Source organism: Vibrio sp. T11.5 (assembly GCF_027587155.1).
In the GTDB taxonomy this organism is placed as follows: Bacteria; Pseudomonadota; Gammaproteobacteria; order Enterobacterales; family Vibrionaceae; genus Vibrio; species Vibrio neptunius.
In genome coordinates, this window is the sequence record NZ_JAPPTP010000008.1 from 111,909 (window position 1) to 129,641 (window position 17,733).

General features: G+C 42.6%; 17 protein-coding genes. 12 read left to right on the top strand and 5 right to left on the bottom strand.

Annotated features, from left to right (window positions below):
* Window positions 1-8 precede the first annotated feature (8 nt).
* From OH455_RS10735 to OH455_RS10745, 3 genes are read left to right on the top strand one after another with little or no spacing between them, the layout of a single operon-like run.
* Window positions 9-398: a phage tail protein gene (locus OH455_RS10735; RefSeq protein ID WP_269981356.1), complete on the top strand. Its 390-nt coding sequence runs from the start codon at window positions 9-11 to the stop codon at window positions 396-398.
* Window positions 376-585, top strand: a complete 210-nt coding sequence (locus OH455_RS10740) for a tail protein X (RefSeq protein WP_269981357.1) — start codon at window positions 376-378, stop codon at window positions 583-585. Before OH455_RS10735 ends, OH455_RS10740 begins: the two co-directional genes overlap by 23 nt.
* Complete coding sequence (locus OH455_RS10745) at window positions 573-1,580, top strand: contractile injection system protein, VgrG/Pvc8 family (RefSeq protein ID WP_269981358.1); 1,008 nt, start codon at window positions 573-575, stop codon at window positions 1,578-1,580. Before OH455_RS10740 ends, OH455_RS10745 begins: the two co-directional genes overlap by 13 nt.
* Before the next feature lie 828 nt (window positions 1,581-2,408).
* Here OH455_RS10745 and OH455_RS10750 read toward each other — a convergent pair.
* On the bottom strand, window positions 2,409-2,966 hold the full coding sequence (locus OH455_RS10750; protein ID WP_269981359.1) for a PhnA domain-containing protein: 558 nt from the start codon (window positions 2,964-2,966) through the stop codon (window positions 2,409-2,411).
* Between the two features lie 234 nt (window positions 2,967-3,200).
* On the opposite strand from OH455_RS10750, the gene OH455_RS10755 reads away from it, so the two are divergent.
* Window positions 3,201-4,283, top strand: coding sequence for a site-2 protease family protein (locus OH455_RS10755; protein ID WP_269981360.1), 1,083 nt, complete (start codon window positions 3,201-3,203; stop codon window positions 4,281-4,283).
* Between the two features lie 36 nt (window positions 4,284-4,319).
* Here the strand turns inward: OH455_RS10755 and OH455_RS10760 are convergent, their stop codons facing one another.
* Window positions 4,320-5,108, bottom strand: a complete 789-nt coding sequence (locus OH455_RS10760; protein WP_269981361.1) for a M48 family metallopeptidase — start codon at window positions 5,106-5,108, stop codon at window positions 4,320-4,322.
* A gap of 85 nt (window positions 5,109-5,193) precedes the next feature.
* Between OH455_RS10760 and OH455_RS10765 the strand changes: the two genes are divergently transcribed.
* From OH455_RS10765 to OH455_RS10780, 4 genes are all read left to right on the top strand, one after another.
* Window positions 5,194-5,643, top strand: a complete 450-nt coding sequence (locus OH455_RS10765; protein ID WP_045976952.1) for a hotdog fold thioesterase — start codon at window positions 5,194-5,196, stop codon at window positions 5,641-5,643.
* Between the two features lie 2 nt (window positions 5,644-5,645).
* Window positions 5,646-5,879 (top strand): DUF3389 domain-containing protein, encoded by a 234-nt coding sequence (locus OH455_RS10770; RefSeq protein WP_045976953.1) that lies wholly within the window; start codon window positions 5,646-5,648, stop codon window positions 5,877-5,879.
* 75 nt (window positions 5,880-5,954) lie between these two features.
* A complete protein-coding gene (locus OH455_RS10775) occupies window positions 5,955-7,682 on the top strand; it encodes an SgrR family transcriptional regulator (RefSeq protein WP_045976954.1) in 1,728 nt (575 codons plus the stop codon).
* Window positions 7,666-7,917, top strand: coding sequence for a hypothetical protein (locus OH455_RS10780; RefSeq protein ID WP_045976955.1), 252 nt, complete (start codon window positions 7,666-7,668; stop codon window positions 7,915-7,917). The genes OH455_RS10775 and OH455_RS10780 overlap by 17 nt, the downstream gene beginning before the upstream one ends.
* A 451-nt stretch (window positions 7,918-8,368) precedes the next feature.
* Here the strand turns inward: OH455_RS10780 and OH455_RS10785 are convergent, their stop codons facing one another.
* Entirely contained in the window at window positions 8,369-10,501 is a 2,133-nt protein-coding gene (locus OH455_RS10785; RefSeq protein WP_269981362.1) for a TonB-dependent hemoglobin/transferrin/lactoferrin family receptor, read from the bottom strand.
* Window positions 10,502-10,758: 257 nt separating this feature from the next.
* Between OH455_RS10785 and OH455_RS10790 the strand changes: the two genes are divergently transcribed.
* Window positions 10,759-11,649 (top strand): LysR family transcriptional regulator, encoded by an 891-nt coding sequence (locus OH455_RS10790; RefSeq protein WP_045976957.1) that lies wholly within the window; start codon window positions 10,759-10,761, stop codon window positions 11,647-11,649.
* Window positions 11,650-11,687: 38 nt separating this feature from the next.
* On the opposite strand, the gene OH455_RS10795 is transcribed toward OH455_RS10790, so the two are convergent.
* The gene (locus tag OH455_RS10795) at window positions 11,688-14,369 is read right to left on the bottom strand and encodes a bifunctional acetate--CoA ligase family protein/GNAT family N-acetyltransferase (protein ID WP_269981363.1); all 2,682 of its coding nucleotides are present in this window, start codon (window positions 14,367-14,369) and stop codon (window positions 11,688-11,690) included.
* 219 nt (window positions 14,370-14,588) lie between these two features.
* Between OH455_RS10795 and OH455_RS10800 the strand changes: the two genes are divergently transcribed.
* Window positions 14,589-15,158, top strand: a complete 570-nt coding sequence (locus OH455_RS10800) for an SPOR domain-containing protein (RefSeq protein WP_045976959.1) — start codon at window positions 14,589-14,591, stop codon at window positions 15,156-15,158.
* Window positions 15,159-15,315: 157 nt separating this feature from the next.
* Entirely contained in the window at window positions 15,316-16,305 is a 990-nt protein-coding gene (locus tag OH455_RS10805; RefSeq protein WP_045976960.1) for a D-alanine--D-alanine ligase, read from the top strand.
* Here the strand turns inward: OH455_RS10805 and OH455_RS10810 are convergent.
* Complete coding sequence (locus OH455_RS10810) at window positions 16,302-17,258, bottom strand: tyrosine-type recombinase/integrase (RefSeq protein ID WP_269981364.1); 957 nt, start codon at window positions 17,256-17,258, stop codon at window positions 16,302-16,304. The two genes, OH455_RS10805 and OH455_RS10810, sit on opposite strands and share 4 nt — an antisense overlap.
* Before the next feature lie 98 nt (window positions 17,259-17,356).
* Between OH455_RS10810 and OH455_RS10815 the strand changes: the two genes are divergently transcribed.
* Window positions 17,357-17,728: a DUF3319 domain-containing protein gene (locus OH455_RS10815; protein WP_045976962.1), complete on the top strand. Its 372-nt coding sequence runs from the start codon at window positions 17,357-17,359 to the stop codon at window positions 17,726-17,728.
* The last annotated feature ends 5 nt before the right edge of the window (window positions 17,729-17,733 follow it).

Consider the following 17,733-nt stretch of genomic DNA (forward strand, 5'->3'; position numbering starts at 1 on the left):
AAAGGATCATGATGATGTGGGGAGACATTAAGTTCTCCATTGATACGTTGGCCTATCAGCAGTTTACCACGACATATGGGTGGGTTTGGGCAAGTCAGAAACGATTCGGCCAAACTGATTCGCTGCAATATACAGGTCAAGAAAACCCTAAAGCTAACTTGAAAGGGGTAATTTTTACCCAGTTTGAGAAAGTTGGAACAGGGCAAATTGATAAGGTGGTTTACCAGGCTAATTTAGGCAAACCGCAACTATTGATATCGGGCACCGGCGATATCATGGGGTACTGGTGTCTCACTAAGCTTCAGGATAGTAAAAGTAAATTTATGCAGGCTGGTTTGGCCAAGAAACAAGACTTTACGATGGATCTTATTTTTTATGGGAAAACCTTATCTAACTAAAGACGGCGATGTGCTTGATCTCCTTTGCTTTGAGGAATATGGAACAGAAAAAGCAGTCCCTACTGTGCTTGATGCCAATCATCACCTTGGGGAGTATGGGGCAGTATTACCAGGTGGATTAACTATCGTTTTTCCTGATTACGAACCGCCCGTTGAAGATGATTCGGATACGTTATGGAGCGAGTAAATTACGCCCCGGAATATCGCATCAAAGCGAATGACCAGGACATCACGAACAGTATAAAAACATCCTTCCTTTCAATGACGATTACGGACAACGAAGGAGGAGAAGCTGATACTGTTACGATCACTTTGGATGGCACCAAGATAAAGAAACTGCCGACTAAAAAAGCAAAGCTTCAAATAGCCTTAGGCTTTGAAGATACGCTTTATCCTCAAGGTACTTTCACTATCAGTAACTTTTCTGAGAGTGGCTTTCCAGAAAAAATTATCATATCAGGTACCTCTATACCCATGGGAGGTTCGAGTGCACCAGAAAACATTCAAACCCAACGAACTCAGATGTGGGAGTCCATTACTTTAGCTGACCTTCTTCATATCGTAGCCAAGCGCAACGGCCTAACACCTTTGGTTAATGATGAGTTAGGCGCTCAGGTTCTTGAGCATGTGGACCAGACAGCTGAATCAGACATGGCATTGATGACGCGCATAGCCAAGCAGTTTGGGTTAATCAGTAAGGTATCCAATGATAACTGGATGATTTTAAAAGAAGGTGAAGGTAAGAATGCGAAAGGCACCAAAGGCTTTAAACAGTCCATTCTCAAAAGCGAAGTATCAGATTACAACTTCAGCTCTTCAACCAGGGAAGAATCCTCTGTTGTTGAAGCCAAGTGGCAAGATGTTCAGACAGGCGAAAAGGGAACGGCACGTGCGGGAGCTGGCTCAGCTGTTTTTCAAATTGCGTACACTTACCCGAGTAAAGAAGAAGCTCAGCAAGCTTGTAATGCAAGAGCGCAAGCGAAATCCTCCAGCAATGACACCTTTAGCTTTACAACCTCTGAGCGTAGAGAACTTATTAAGGCATTCTCTACAGGTCACATAACGCTAATAGGTTGGCGCTCTGAGATTAGTGACCACACCTGGAAAACAACAAGCATATCTAAAACCATCGACAAAAATGGTGGTTTAGCCGTGAGTGTTAGTACAAATAAGGTGGCCTAATTAAAAAGAATGTGACTCAGTTCGAGAGAAGAAACTAAAGGGTAGTCAATTCTATAATTCTCTCGCATAATCAGACTTAATGCTAAGGCGGTGAAAAGCTTGTAATAACTGCCAGTTACGCGAAAGCACATAAATATGTATCTCAGACAGTTTACTGTTGGAGCCGCGCATGAAAGTCCGACTTTCTAAATAACCCTGTTTAGCCGGAAACAGGTGCCATTTAGCCAGACAAGCTAAACCAAGATACTCCAAAGTTTCGCTCTCAAGAGCGATTGTCACCAGTAGGATTCGCTCCTACCTCCTAACGCTTATAAGCGACCCTTTAGATGCTACTTCCAAACGGCAGGCGGATTAACGTCTAGATAAAATAAAAGATCACTTAAATCAAACTCTCAAACGGAGTTAAAACTTTTCGATCAGTACTTTGCCTGCCTTATCTTTGGAGTATTTATGAATAAAAAAGGCAATCTAGCTAACGCGAAAGCCACTAAGGCCCTAAGCTGCTTTGTTCACCGTGACGAAATTGAACAGTCAATAGTTGTCCTACGAGCAGTATCAAGTACATTGTGCATATCGTTAGAAAGTATCGATAGGAATTCTGAGGAGTTCTGGTCTATTCAAGGACTTGTGCTATTGACTGATAACGAGGTCAACAGGCTTGCTAAACTTTTGTAATCGTCTTTGGGACAATTTCAAAACTGCCTCTTTAAAATGGGGCAATTTTGGGGCAAAAGTAGAGGTAGAATAAGGTTTCTTTTTCCACTTTACCAAAACAACCAAGGCGCTCACTAGAGCGCCTTGGTTATCTCTGTCGAAAGTAACTTGTGATTACTTCTTACGGCAGTATTCCGCGATAACGTACATTGATTGACCGCCATTCGCTTTACCAGAAACAAGCTTAGGATCGTCGCCAATGCTGATACCACGGATAACTGTACCTTGCTTGATGACTTGGTTAGTGCCACGTACTGGCAGGTCTTTGATTACCGTTACGTCGTCACCTTTTTTCAGTTCGACGCCGTTGCAATCAAGTGGTTTGTCATCAGCAGACATGCCAATCATGGCCCAGTTCATTTGCTCTTCTTCCATGTACATCATGTCTAGTGCATCTTGTGCCCAGCTTTCGCTGTTTAAGCGCGTTAACTGGCGCCATGCTGTGACTTGTACACCTGGAACTTGGCTCCACATACTATCGTTCAAACAACGCCAGTGGTTGATGTTCTTAGGCTCGTCAATTTCACCCAGACATGTGTCGCAAACCATAATAGCGTGATCCACAGTCACGTGGCTGTGTGGTGGAACGGCGTAGGCAGTTAGCTGAGATTCAGCACTGCACAATTCACACTTAGATTGGCAACGTTCTAGCATGGTCGCTTCTGAAGACATAATGGGCTCACATATAAATAGGTATTAAATCAAGAGCGCTATTATCCACTTTATCCATCGAAAATAAAGGGGCATTGTCTTTGGCGAGTACGAACAGCCTTGATTTAGCGGTTATTCCAGCAATAGTTAACTGATATTTGTGACGCCGTCACTAAGTTAGTTCCTATTCTTTACCATTTTTATAACAATCGGCATAATGAGCGGCGTTTATATATCAATTTTGTAGGACTGACATTGGAACTGCTTTCTATCGATTTTTTGGGCAAGCCTTTGCGCCTAGAGGGCTCTTTGGCTGGTTGGCAGCAACTCTTCTGGGATAATCAATTAGTTTCCCAGCTTGATGCGGACTCTGAACGTGGTAAAGAGTCATCGCATGAATTCAAACTCCTCAACGGTGAAGAAGAGCTGATATGCCGACTTGAAACATCACTCGATTGGCAACCTTTTTTAATTGAATATAAAGCGATACTCAATGAACAGTTAATTGCTCAAGGTAGCCGCGATACAAAAGATATAGAGCAGCAAACACCGTTTAAGCCACCAGAGCCAGAGAAAAGGTTTAGCCTGATTGGTTTGTTGTCACTTGGCATGAAAGCTTTCAAAAGTGCAAAGCTGATTAAAGTCGTTCTGGCATCAGCGAGTCTAGCGGCATATTCGTGGCTGTTTTCCTTTCAGTTTGCTTTGGCATTGATCGCGTGTCTGGTATTCCATGAGTATGGCCACGTTAAGGCGATGAAGTACTTTGGTATGAAAACCAAAGGCATTTACTTAGTGCCTTTTCTCGGTGGACTGGCGTTAAGCGATGAAAAGATCAATACGCGTTGGCAGGATGTCGTCATCTCCATCATGGGCCCGATGTTTGGCTTTGTGTTGTCACTCATTTTGGTTGGCCTCTATTGGATCACGGGTGAAATGTTCTTTGCGGGGTTGGCCGTTTTTAATGCCTTCCTAAATTTATTTAACCTTTTGCCCATTTTACCGCTCGATGGAGGCCATGTTCTCAAAAGCATCAGCTTCTCTATGAACAGCTTGATGGGAATTGTGCTGTGTACTGCTGCTGCGCTAGGTGGAGTTGCGTTGAGCTATTCATTGGGATTAACGCTGTTTGGCTTCTTGCTTATCATGGGGACATTGGAAATCGTCATCGAGTGGAGAGGACGACACCATAGTCATCTATTACCGCTCGATAGGTATGGTCAGGTTGTTGCTGCTGTTTGGTACGTTGCGCTGGTGGCTGGTCTGATTGGTATCATTTGGTATTTTGCTGGGACAGGTGATCAGCTTTTACAGTTACCACTTATGATCTTAGGGACGTAGAAACAGATTGGAGGAGCATTTCACTCCCCATTGTATTCATGAACAGTTTGGTCGCTTTACATTGTAGTTGGGCAATGTCTTTATCTTGGCTGACAAATCCTTTATGCGAGTGCCGTGTGAAGGGTGTGTAGAGAGCAATTCTGGGGGTTGGCTTCCGCCTGAAGCCTTCGCCATGTTCTGCCATAAGCTAATACTTTGATTCGGGTCAAAACCAGCTTTCGCCATGAGCTCTAAACCAACAATATCGGCTTCAGATTCCTGAGTTCGTCCGTAAGGCAGCAACACCCCGTATTGCAGCCCCAACCCTAAAGCAGCCATTGTCGCACTTTGGTATTGAGCGTACTCGGAAGACCCCAAAACCACGCTGGTAATTTGTAACCCGGCGCTAGTTAATTGAGACTGAGACAGGCGTTCATTGCTATGGTCAGCCAGAACGTGAGCGATTTCATGGCCTATAACAGTGGCCAATTGATCTTCATTCTTTGCGACGTTGAGTAACCCAGTATAAACGCCAATTTTTCCGCCAGGTAGTGCAAAAGCATTGACTTGTTCACTATCAAAAACCACAACTTCCCAGTCTTTAAACTCAGACTGCTGAGGGACTTGTTTAGTGACGGCTTTCGCGACGCACTGGACGTAGGCGTTTATCTTTTTATCTTTACTAATTTTTTGCTGCTGCTTCATTTGCTCAAAAGATTGGGCGCCGAGTGCACTCATGTCTTGATCCGAAAAAAGCAGCAGTTGGTTTCGCCCTGTGGGTGATGAGGTGCAGGCGGCTAATCCTACAACGGTAGCTAAGGCTGTGTATTTCAACCAGTTACGCATGTAATGCTCCGTTTCGATCTTAATAATGTTGCTTATCATACCATTAGGTTACAATGCGTTGTAACGCATTATCACGAGTAATTGTATGACTATTTGGAAACGACCTATTGACCTTGATCGCCTGAATGCGACTTCTGAAAATACTTTGATAGACCACCTAAAGATCATTTATACCAAAGTTGGCGAAGATTTCATTGAAGCCAAAATGCCAGTCTGTCATTTCACACACCAGCCTTTGGGTATGCTGCATGGTGGTGCTTCGGTCGTGCTCGCTGAAACGTTGGGTTCAGTTGCAGCCAATTTCTGCGTCGCTGATGATGCTTACTGCGTTGGGCTAGAGATTAATGCCAACCATATTCGTTCGATGAGAGAAGGTAATGTGATTGGGCGGGCGGAACCGATTCATCTTGGTGTCTCAACGCAAGTGTGGCAAATCAATATTACTGATGAACGAGAACGGCTTGTATGTACCAGTCGTTTGACGATTGCGATTAAGAAGAAACGCAATGCAAAGCAGTCTCTTAAGGTTAACTGATCATGGTTGTTGAATTTAAAAGCGGAAAAATCATTATTACAGCGCATGAAGTTGTGGTGAAAGTAGCTACAGAACACATGATTACATTGCAGGCTCAAGTGGATGCAGTTCAGCTTATTGGTCGAGGTGCTAACGTCATTGCTGCCAATGGCTCGGAGACCAAATGGTCTATCAAGCTTGATAATGAACAACAACTGTTCAAAATCGCAAACCAAATCGGGATCGATATTCAATAACCCTAAAACTTACTTGCTTCTTCGGTATAAATAAGGAAACTTAGTCTGGTCATATATATGTGAGATTTCCTCTTTATGAGTAGCCCCAGACTTCGTGTTCAATTTGAAACCTTATTTGAACACTACAATGGCAAAGATTGTGGTGTTCAACTTGAAGAGATTACCGATATTCTGTTTTGTACTCGACGTAACGCACGCATCGTACTCAATAAAATGGAAGAAGAGGGATGGATCGAATGGCATCCTTCTCCGGGGCGAGGTAAGCTTTCTCAACTGAACTTCAAACGCAGCCGTACTGATGTCAGCGAAAACCTCGCTAGGCGATATCTTGAAGAAGGGAAAATTGGCCAAGCGCTTAAAGTACTGGACCAAGATTCTGCGAAACTTGCGCAAGTAGTTGAAAGTTATCTGGGCGTGCAGCAGCTAGAAGGGCAACAAGTCTTACGATTGCCATACTACCGCCCTCTATCCATGCTCAATCCTGAAAAGCCAGTTCGTCGTTCAGAGCAGCATATTGCTCGTCAAATCTTTAGTGGGCTGACTCGCCTTGATGACAGTGAGAAGCTCTGTCCTGATCTTGCCCACACATGGGAAATGCTCTCTCCTAAGCATTGGCGGTTCTATCTCAGACCGAATGTACGTTTTCACAACGGCGACCTGCTTACAACGGATATGGTCGTTAACTCATTACTTGCACTAAAGAACAAAAACCTGTACTCGCACATAGAGGACGTGGTTAGCCCAGGCCGTTGCGTTGTCGACGTTACGCTTAGAAAAAATAACTACCACTTACCGCTTTTATTGTCCGAATCTGATGCTAAAGTCCTATTGCCAGAGAATTCTAGAGCAGAAGATTACGACATAAACCCTGTTGGAACAGGGCCATACAAAGTGATTCAAAATGATGACAAAAGGCTTGTTTTGCAAGCTTTTGATGGCTATTTCGGTTTCAGACCTTTAATTGACCGCGTAGAAGTCTGGGTCATTGACGATATTCATTCATCAATGGTATTTCCGAGTATGACCAATCCCATCAAGCCTGAAACTGATACCTATAGTGATGACGTTGAACTTGACCCAGGCTGTACCTATTTGTTGCTCAATCGTCGTAGCGGATTAGCGAAATCTGATGAATGGGCGAATTACTTTAGTCACCGTCTTGGATCCCTGAATTTATATCAGGAGCTTCCTCAGGAAAAGATAGTGGAATTAGGTGTGTTACCTGCCCATGGGCTGAAGCCAGGCTGGTATCACCATACTAGGCAAGGGCACTATACGTCGCCGCCTGCCTACCGAAAAGTAACCATTGCATACCACGGACAACACCCAATGTTCCCAACATTGGTAAAGTGTATTGAGTCGCTATTGAAGCAAGATAACTTAGAAGTTGAACTCATTAAGTATGACATCACTTTACCTGATATTGATGATGTGGATGTGTGGGTCAAACCGATGGGCATTGCTAACAATCGCGAGGATGGCTTAGCCGGCTGGCTACTTAACTATAGCGATATTGAGCAGTTGAGTAAGCCTGAAGACTTTAAATATTGGTCTAGCCTTGTCGAGGTCTGGCAAGCAGAAGAAAATAGCCTTTTCCCAGCAAAAGACTTAGGAAAATCTCTAGTAGAGAAAATGCAGATCATTCCTATGTTTCATTGTTGGTTGGGGATCAGTAAAGACCAATGTGGCTCGCTGCAAAACGCAAAATGTAATGCGCTTGGTTGGTTTGATTTTAGTCAGGTTTGGCTGAAACCGGAGAAGCTAAGCGAAGATTTAGAGATGGTTCATGGCAAAACCGAATAAGAAACAACCCAGTAAAACCGTCGATATTTATTGTTCTAAGTGTAAATCTCAGCTCTTCAAATACCGAAAGGGTGGCAAAGGGGCACTGGTTAAGTGTTTTAAAGAGCGTATTGTCGAAGATTACACAAAAATGGCGTGTCATTGTCCTGAATGTGGGCGAGAGTTTGCGAGAGAAGCAATGATTCGAGGTGCTCCCGCATACAAGATTATTGGCGGGAAAGTCACTATGAAGTAGAGCACAGTTAGCATAATCTTTTAACAAAAATAACAGTACTATTGATTGAGAATTCTGTTGAAAATGAGGTGAGGCGCACTGATTTTGATCTTAATCGCTAAAAATCGTAAAAATATCGTTAAGAGCTATCATTGAATTTTAAAAGTGTTAGAATGTCGCTGTTCAAAAATCAGTCCAATCTATCAACTTTGCAAACAATAGGGGTTATCAATGGAGCTAGGTCTTATCATCGCTTTCATCGTCACGTCAGCTGTAATGGTCAAGAAAGAGATGACAAGCTCAAAATAATTACCGTTTCATTCATAACATTTTGGTTATCTTTTTTTGAATGAACGATAAAAGCTCCCAAATTTGGGGGCTTTTTTGTTTTTACCTTGGTTTATCCGTGATTTGAATGTAAAAAAGCCAGTATAAAACTGGCTTTGAATGATAGGCTGTGTATTGCGTTCTGTTAGAACTGGTAATCTACACTCACACCCCAGTTACGACCTGGTTGACTGTAGTAATCCATGTTTGAAACTGAAGTTTTTCCTGTCAGGTCATCATACAAATGATATTTCTTATCCAGTACATTGAATAAGCCTGCACGCAATGTAAGGTCCTTAATAGGGCGGTAGTAACCAGTTAGATCAACCACAGTATAACCATTGGCATCTACGTTGTCTTCTGAAGACCATTCAGTTTTGGCGTCAACCATAGTGACATTCAGTAAACCACCGTAGTGGCGTTCAGGATGATCATACCCCACACCAAATACCGCTGATAATGGCGCTACACTATCAATAGCATTGCCAGTCTTTTTGTCTTCACCTTCTGCATACGCAACCGAAAACTTGCTGTAGGTACCTTGAGGTAAATCGAATGATTTATCCAACAATAATGTACTAGAAAGTTCAGCTCCGTATATTTCAACTTTGTCTAAGTTTTGGTTGGTATATACCGTTTTACTACCGCTGGTACCAGTTTGTATGGTTTCAATAAAGTTATCATACTCGTTGAAGAATGTAGCAAGTTCAAATTGAGCAAATTCGTTATTGCCTCTGAAACCTACCTCATAAGAAATACTGCTTTCCGCTTTAAGATCTGGGTTTGGCTCTACAATTGCGCCTTGATCATAAAGATAATAAAGGTCATAAACAGTCGGTGCCTTAAACCCAGTACTTATTTTTGCAAAAGTTGAGAATTTGTCAGTAAGGTGATAAACGGCACCGAGATTCCCTGTCATCGCTGAATCACTGTTCTTAGAAGCAGTATTGGTATAGCTGTCGGTTTGTTCTGGATCAGATTCAAATGAATCGAATCGAACACCGCCAGTGATCACTAACTTTTCATCAAGGAAAAAGGCGTGATCTTGCAGAAATGCTCCCCATTGAGTCAATTTAGCGTTTGGACTCGTACCTCTAGTACTTGGAGATGAGGTGCCAGAATCCAAGAAAAAGTCGGTGTTAGCTAGTTCAAAATCGTTATGGATATAACTTAGGCCGTAAGTTAGCTGGTGAATTGCTGACTCACTAGACAATACTTTGTCAAATTGGCTGTTGAACTGGATAGACGTATCTTGTGTGTCACGTTTACGTACGCGTCGGTTATATCTGTCAGTTGTATCCCCATTGTCATTAACTGACTGAGAATCTTGGTAAGAGACCGACCAGTCAAGTTCATCAGCAATGGCATGATTCATCAACCACTTATGCTCAAACGTTACACGTGTACGTGTATTATTGTCGTCGTTAAATGCATTACTGTAGTTGAATGGAGGAGTAGAAGATAACTTTTCTAGATCGGTTTCTCTGTAAGTGAAATCATAGTGTTCAAGAGCCAAACCTACGCGATGTTCTTCGCTTAATTGATAATATACTTTAGCAAGTAGGTTCTGAATTTCTTTGTCAGCAGGGTTTGCTGCGCCTCGGTCATCACCTTCGACTTCTGAACCATCACCATGCTTTTTAGTTTCTTTTCCATCGGCATAGGTAAGCATTAAAAGGGTTTCCAACTGATCTTTGCGCATGGCCCAAGTACCCGTTGTTTTGAATGTCTCATCTGCTGACGTATAACCAGTCTTGATACCAAAGCGATGTTCATTGCCATCTGTTGTAAGAATATCATTTGGGTTCTTCGTTCTAAGTAGTACGGTACCGCCTAATGCATCAGAACCATAAAGCGACGATGAAGCTCCTTTATTCACTTCGATAGCTTTAAGCGTATCGACTTCAAATGTATTTTGATGCTTAGCTTGAGTGCCGCCACCGGAGTTATAAGGGACGGGCTGCTGAACATCGTCAACCATGACCTTTACTCGACTCTCTTCCATGCCTCGGATGTTAAAGCCGGAGATACCAAATCGCCCAGTCCCTTGAGCCTGAACACCAGGTTCATACTTAAGTGCATCTTTAACATCTTTGGCCAGCAAGTTGTCAATTTGGTCTTCCGAAATTGTCGCAACGGAAGAAGATACATCATTTTTATTTTGCTCTGTACGAGTTGCGGATACCACGACTTCATCAAATAATGCATACTCTTCTGCATGCGCACTTGGTAGTAGAGCGAGTATAATAGAAGCTGACAATAATGATTTTTTATACATTGTTGTAATTACCTTTAAATCCATAATCGGGCTTATGCTTGAACGGCAAGCACTCTATAGGATCTAAATGATAATTACTATCGTTCGTATTATTGGTGTTTGTTTGATTTTATACCGATTTTCATTCTAATTATAAAAAAATCGTTAAAATACAGATAGATGAACAGTAAGTTAACAATTGTAAAGGTTCCATTTATCTGGTTGTAATGTGATATAAATCACCTTATTTATGGTGTTTATTAATAGGAATAATAATATTGCAAAGTCCAATAACACTAGAAGCGATGCATATCCTAGATGCGATTGATCGCAGAGGAAGCTTCGCGGCAGCGGCTAATGAACTTGATCGTGCACCTTCATCGTTAAGCTATCAGATTCAAAAGCTTGAACAGGATTTAGATATCATGATCTTTGACCGTTCAGGTCACAAAGCCAGTTTTACACAAGCAGGGAAGCTTATTCTTGAAAGAGGGCGAGTGATCTTGTCTGCGACCGAAAAACTAGTTAACGATGCCAGTGTTCTTGCTAACGGTTGGGAACTCGATATGACACTTGCTTATGATGGTATTGTGTCTATTCAGAATTTTTTCTCTCTGGTAGATGCCCTTGGGAATGTGAGCTCCACACGTATTCGATTGCAAGAAGAGATCCTAGCGGGTTGTTGGGAATCACTCGATGAGGGCAGGGCAGATCTGCTAGTTTGTGCTAAACCTGACACCTTACCATTAGACGTAAAGTCCGAGACGATCGGGGCCTTGAAAATGATCTGGGTTGCTGCCCCCAACCACTATGTCCACCAACGAAATGGCCCATTTAACGAAGAAGCTAGAGCTAAATATCGCGTTATTGCGATTTCGGATACCGCAAGAGAGCAACCTGCTATCAGTGTCAACATATTGCAAAAACAACCTAGACTAACAGTTAGTAACTTGTCTGCAAAAATTGATGCGTTGCAATCCGGTTTAGGTATAGGCACCATGCCATTATCCGTCGCGCAGCCTCTTATTGATAAAGGAACACTAGCCAAAATCTCAGACAGTGAAACTTTTGAGATGGACATCATTATGGCTTGGAAAAGAAACCAGATGGGCGAAGCCAAATCTTGGTGCATTAAGTACCTCAAGAAAAACTGGACACTAAAAGAGTGATCGAGTTTGTTCGGGTGGATCAAACACGATCCGCCCGTCTAACCAAGTGGTAACACCATATCGGCGATGCCATCTTCAAAATTGACATCCAGCTTAAAGCCGAGCTTCTGTGCGAGCATTAACATTCCCCTGTTGGTGGGCATTGTCATCCCAGATATTTGCTTGGTTCCTTTCTGGCGACAATATTCTATGATTTTATCCATCAAAATCTTACCTAATCCTTTCCCTTTCAAATCAGAGCGAATCAATATAGCGAATTCAGCATCCGTATTTTCTGAATTGATCAAGGCGCGCGATACACCGATAATAGTGGGGTTTGAATCATAATTAGCCACCGCGACAAACGCCATTTCACGGTCGTAATCAATTTGTGTCAGGTTAGCCAACGCCTCATGATTAAACTCTCCGACATCACTAAAGAAGCGCTTATATAGATCTTCTTTCGATACATTATTTATAAAGTCTGCATGGCCTGGTTCATCTTCGGGAAGAATAGGGCGTAATAAAATAGAATCACCATCTCTTAACTTTATTTTTTGCTCATATTCAACGGGGTAAGGGCGAATTGCTAAGCGTTTCTGAGCATCTCCTTGATATGTCTTAAGCACCAAATCTGCGTCGAGAATCGTAAAACTATCCCCAATCGCGAGTACTGGATGAATATCCAGCTCATGAACCTGAGGGCAATCCACAATCATCTGAGAAATCCTTACTAATAGTTCAGATAGCCCTTTAATATCCATCGGCATCGGCAGTTTTTGAGGACGTATTTTACCACTCTTAATTGCTCTAACGATCAAATAGCGAGCGAGCGTCATATTAAGTGGGGGAAGAGCGGCAGCGGCATCGATTGACTCATCCCATTCTGAGCCTCCTTGGCCGACCAATATAACAGGGCCAAAGATTTCATCCGTTTTTACTTTTATGCGGATCTCTTCACCACCGGCAAGTTTTGCCATGCCTTGAACCAAGAGGCCGTGTACGTGTGCAGAAGGATAAGAAAATTTGGTTCTATCAAGTATTGCCTGCGCAGCACTAGCGACTTCCTGACTATTGCGTAAGTTAAGCATGACACCCTGTACGTCTGACTTGTGCACAATATCGGGAGAGCGAAGTTTAACCGCAACCGGATACCCTATCTGTTCGGCAACATGAACGGCCTCACTGGCATCTGAAGCGATCCAAGTTGGTAAGACATTAAAATTAAAACATTTAAGAAAATGACCAATTTGATGGGTATCCAATGATACTGTATTTATATCCAGTAGCTTGCTGTCAATCCATTTCTTGGCTTCCTTCAATTCTCCAACGTGAACGGGTTCAGCTGTCGTTGGTGTTTCCATCAATTGCTTTTGGTTTCTTCGGTATTCCACTAGATGCATAAAAGCGACAACAGCGCTTTCCGGAGTTCTATACGTCGGTATGCCTGCATGAGTAAATATGTGTCGCGCGGGTCTGGCTGTCATTTCACCAGACCAGTTAGTCAATATGTTGAAGTGCTTGTGTCTGGGGTGGGCTTTGATTGCCTCGACGATCGCGAGCGCCGTTTGTTCAGAGTGGGCGATGGCGGAGGGGCTGTACATAATCAGAATGGCATCAGCACAATCACTATCCATTAAAATGTTAAGTGTATCTATGTAGCGCTGATGCCCTGCATCACCCACTAGATCAATGGGGTTGTTGTAGCTCCAACTAGAAGGCAAGATGTGACTTATTTTATCAATGACGTCATCTGGAAGAACCGCAAGTTTACCGCCACGAGTCAATAAGGTATCCACCGCCATGATGGCCGGGCCACCGCCGTTGGTGATGATGGCAAGTCGTTCGCCACGAAGTGGAACCGAATGCGTGAGTGTTTCTACAGCGGCAAAGAGTTCATGCGAGTTGTTTACTCGTAGCATCCCAGTGCGGCGAATGGCGGAATCATAAATAATATCGAGAGTGTTATCTCCGCCCGTATGAGCTTGAGCCGCCCGTCTACCCGCTGAGGTTTTTCCACCTTTCAAAACGAGAATGCGACGATTACGAGAGGCCGCCCTCGCCGCCGACATAAATCGTCTTGCCTCTTTGATGGTATCTACGTAAAGCAATATGGCTTCAGTGTGAGAGTCCCTACTTAAGTGATCAAGTAAATCTGCAAAATCTATATCATGTGCATTTCCAATTGATATAAAGGCTGAAAAACCAATATTTTTGTCGTTCGCCCAATCTAGGATGGTGGTACACATAGCTGCTGACTGGGAAATAAAAGCAATTTTGCCTTTTTGTGCCGTGATTGGGGAGAATGAGGCGTTGAAATTTACCCACGGTAACATGATTCCAAGGCTGTTTGGCCCCAATATTCGTATGTTGGACTTTTGTGCAATGTCGAGACAAGCGTCTTGGATACTATAGCCTTCGCTGGTTTCCCGATGCATATCGGCAGAAAGAACAATGACGGCTTTGACCTTTTTCTTCGCTAGTTGTCTGAATAGGTCTAGATTTCTGCTGGCGTTGGTACATAGAATAGCGACATCGGGTGTAATTGGCAGTGATTCGATAGTCTTGTAGGCGAGCACACCGCATACCGAACTATAGCGAGGCGTAACTGGCATAATTGCGCCTTCAAATCCCCCTTGAAGAAGGTTTTTCATCACGATATTACCGGCTTGCATCGTTCTGATCGAAGCGCCAACAACAGCGACTGACGTTGGTTTAAATAAGTGGCTCAGACTGTTCATTTTTAAACTCCGATATTCAGCGTTCAGACTAATATTAACCAAGCACTTGAACGAATTCAGAGATAATTAGGTGTTGTTTTAATCAGATCACCTGCCATGACTTCGACTTTGTGTCATGGGTCACAGTGTATTTATATATAATTAAAATGTTGGCTTGATTCTCTCGCTATCTAACGGCATGATTTACAGTAATTTCTACAAAAGGCATTTGAAGAATTCATGAAAAAAATCGCAATAGTTGGCTTATCAGTGGTGCTTTCAGCTTGTGTATCGAGTGATTACGTCACCGACGTATCGTCTGAAAGTTATCGTGAAGATTACAAAACAGCGGCAATAGAAAAGCCGATTGTTTCGGAGCAAGGCGTTACCAACGGCGTCACGGAAGAAGCGGTTAAGACGGTTAGGCCGATGGCTGAGAAGCAAATGACTAAGATGCAATCTCACACGAATGCCAAGCCAGCAGTGGCGATTATTCCACCCACCGCTAAACAGAAAGCGTCGAACCCACGTTATGGCTTCACAATCCAAGTGGTTGCTGTGGGAAGTCAAACTAAGGTTGACCAATTTGCGCGCAAATTACCGCGTGACGGTGAACCTGTTTGGGAGAACTATAAAGTCGTAAATGGCACTAAGTGGTATACTGTTCTCTATGGAGACTACGCCACTCGAGCTGATGCGAAAAAAGCGATTTCGAAGCTTCCTAGTGAGCTACAGGATATGAAACCTTTTGTTAAAAGTATCGATGCGATTAAGAACTCTGAGTTCCCATCATTAAACAAACTTAACTAATTCTAATCAAAAGGGGCATTAGCCCCTTTTTTAATGCATATTTAACGACCAATCAAACCGTCAAACAGTCATAATTCGGTTAAAACGATGAATCCGAGCCGAGATTTGATTATGATTGCTTTACCAATCCCTCTGTTATTTCACGGAAAGATCTTTAATGGCGATTACAACAATTTTACTTCTTTGTGGTGGCGGTGCTGCTGAGCATGAAGTGTCACTCGTATCAGCAGATTTCGTTCAGTCTCAACTTGAACTTACCCCAGAATTTGAGGTTATTCGAGTGGAAATGAAACCCGAAGGTTGGTATCACGGTGACCAATTAGTGTACTTGGATACCAATGCCGGAACACTCAACTCAGAAATGGAAGCAACCAATCTCGACTTTGTGGTGCCTTGTATTCACGGTTTTCCGGGAGAAACGGGGGATATCCAGTCGATGCTTGAATTATCTGGCATTCCTTATCTGGGCTGCGGTTCTGAAGCGAGCACAAACAGCTTCAATAAAATTACGTCAAAGCTTTGGTATGATGCGCTCAATATACCTAATACGCCATACATCTTTTTGTCTGAAAACAACCAACAAGCTTATGATCAGAGCATAGCGGCATTCGAAGAATGGGGAAGTGTATTTGTCAAAGCGGCAAGGCAGGGGTCATCTGTTGGTTGTTACAAAGTGACGCAAAAAGAGCAACTTAGTCAAGCGATAGACGATGCCTTTGGTTATTCAGATCAAGTGTTGGTTGAAAAAGCGGTCAAGCCTCGTGAACTAGAAGTCGCAGCATATGAATATCAAGGTGTACTGCATGTTACGCCACCAGGTGAGATAAAAGCACCTGAAGATTCATTTTACTCGTATGAGGAAAAATACAGTGCAGATAGCCATTCAACAACAGACGTGGAAGCAACTGATTTAACCAAGGACCAACTTATCGTTATACAGCAAGCGGCTGAAAAAGTGTTCAAACAAATGAAACTTCGTCACTTGTCACGTATCGACTTTTTCCTGACTCCTGAAGGGGACGTTTACTTAAATGAGATCAATACCTTCCCAGGAATGACACCTATTTCAATGTTTCCGAAAATGGTTGAGAATCATGGCTTAAAGTTCTCAGAATTCTTGGCTGATTGCGTAAAAAGCTCGCTTTAATCCCAGGGTTTAAAACGTTTAAATATCATCATCTCTGCTTCTGCGGTGACCTTGCTTCCTAAGTACTGATAGGGCATCGCAGGACTTAACCATCGACCATAATGTTGTATATCGATAGTTTTCACCCCTTTACGAGACATTTCTTTCACCGCGCCAACTCTCAATGATTGTCCTGAAAATTTCACATTCAGCTTAAGCTTGTCACTTGCAGCCCTTAGAATTCTATAAATAGACGAATCATTCAATGGCTCAAGACTAATATTATTGTGCTTATCAATCGCGCTGAACAAATACGTGTTTTGTCGTGGGAGGTGTCTCAGCCATCTGGTTAAATACTGGTAAGCATGATCGGAAAGCACATAATGAGAATCACCCACAAAAACACTACACTCAGCCATATCTAGCTTGAGGTCATTTCGGGTCAACTTCTTTAACTCGGAACGTTTTAGCATACACTCGAACATGAGATGATAAATTGCTATATCACGTACCACTCTAATCGAGGATTTGTTGTCGAGTTTCTTTGTTAGTTGCTCAAGATGCTTTCGTTCAAAGGGAACAGCAGAGTGAGCATCACCAGATTTGTCAATTCGTAACTTAGATAATGATTGCTGTACACTAGAGTGGCTTGTAGGGTCCTTCATTGCTAATATTCTATGGATAAGAGATATTGTCACAACGTAACGCCTTAATGTTGAATACTTTCTTTGTATAGACTCTCTTTCTATAAACAATCGGACTGCGGTCGCTGAAGCGGGTAGAGCAGTGACCGATTTCTTGTGGCAATAGCTCGCAAAGAGACTCCAATCTTTTGTTAATGCTAACAGTGAGTTATGTGCATACTGACCATCTGTAAGTGAGTTCATAATGTCAACGTTTACGGCTTGAGTAATCTGTTGAATGAATCGATTTTTTGTATCTAAATCTGTGATTGTCCTAATGTTTTTTCTCATTTGAGCGCACTATAACAATATTATCCTTGTCCAATATACTTGATTAAGGGCGATATACAATTATTATTAATTTAACTCATTACTAAATAAATATGACTATGGCTGCTGCGACATATCGAGGTTTCACCCTCAAGACTGCTGGAAGTTCTACCGATGTATGGCAAGTACAGATAAAAAACCATGTTTTATCTGGAAGCATGCCAGCAGTAAAAAAGAGTATTGATTGGTTTTGTGATACTGCCACAATAATAGACCCCAAGGAGTTTGGCTCGCTGGGAAATAAAAAGCAGGCAGAAAACAATCCATCTCAAGAGAACTTTCACGGTTACACCATAAAAAATGACACTGGCGATCCTAACTCTTGGTACTGTTTCTTCAATGGAAAGCTAATTAAAGGCGGAAAGCTTGCGATCCAGAAGCATATAGAGGCATACTTGCTGGCCAAACAAAAAGCCGAACAGAAGAAGTAGTTATT

Excerpts from the sequence above, each read along its gene's own strand:
- OH455_RS10735 (WP_269981356.1), top strand. The coding sequence starts at position 9 with ATGATGATGTGGGGAGACATTAAGTTCTCCATTGATACGTTGGCCTAT.
- OH455_RS10740 (WP_269981357.1), top strand. The coding sequence starts at position 376 with ATGGGAAAACCTTATCTAACTAAAGACGGCGATGTGCTTGATCTCCTT.
- OH455_RS10745 (WP_269981358.1), top strand. The coding sequence starts at position 573 with ATGGAGCGAGTAAATTACGCCCCGGAATATCGCATCAAAGCGAATGAC.
- OH455_RS10750 (WP_269981359.1), bottom strand. The coding sequence starts at position 2,966 with ATGTCTTCAGAAGCGACCATGCTAGAACGTTGCCAATCTAAGTGTGAA.
- OH455_RS10760 (WP_269981361.1), bottom strand. The coding sequence starts at position 5,108 with ATGCGTAACTGGTTGAAATACACAGCCTTAGCTACCGTTGTAGGATTA.
- OH455_RS10765 (WP_045976952.1), top strand. The coding sequence starts at position 5,194 with ATGACTATTTGGAAACGACCTATTGACCTTGATCGCCTGAATGCGACT.
- OH455_RS10770 (WP_045976953.1), top strand. The coding sequence starts at position 5,646 with ATGGTTGTTGAATTTAAAAGCGGAAAAATCATTATTACAGCGCATGAA.
- OH455_RS10775 (WP_045976954.1), top strand. The coding sequence starts at position 5,955 with ATGAGTAGCCCCAGACTTCGTGTTCAATTTGAAACCTTATTTGAACAC.
- OH455_RS10780 (WP_045976955.1), top strand. The coding sequence starts at position 7,666 with ATGGCAAAACCGAATAAGAAACAACCCAGTAAAACCGTCGATATTTAT.
- OH455_RS10785 (WP_269981362.1), bottom strand. The coding sequence starts at position 10,501 with ATGTATAAAAAATCATTATTGTCAGCTTCTATTATACTCGCTCTACTA.
- OH455_RS10795 (WP_269981363.1), bottom strand. The coding sequence starts at position 14,369 with ATGAACAGTCTGAGCCACTTATTTAAACCAACGTCAGTCGCTGTTGTT.
- OH455_RS10800 (WP_045976959.1), top strand. The coding sequence starts at position 14,589 with ATGAAAAAAATCGCAATAGTTGGCTTATCAGTGGTGCTTTCAGCTTGT.
- OH455_RS10805 (WP_045976960.1), top strand. The coding sequence starts at position 15,316 with ATGGCGATTACAACAATTTTACTTCTTTGTGGTGGCGGTGCTGCTGAG.
- OH455_RS10810 (WP_269981364.1), bottom strand. The coding sequence starts at position 17,258 with ATGAGAAAAAACATTAGGACAATCACAGATTTAGATACAAAAAATCGA.
- OH455_RS10815 (WP_045976962.1), top strand. The coding sequence starts at position 17,357 with ATGGCTGCTGCGACATATCGAGGTTTCACCCTCAAGACTGCTGGAAGT.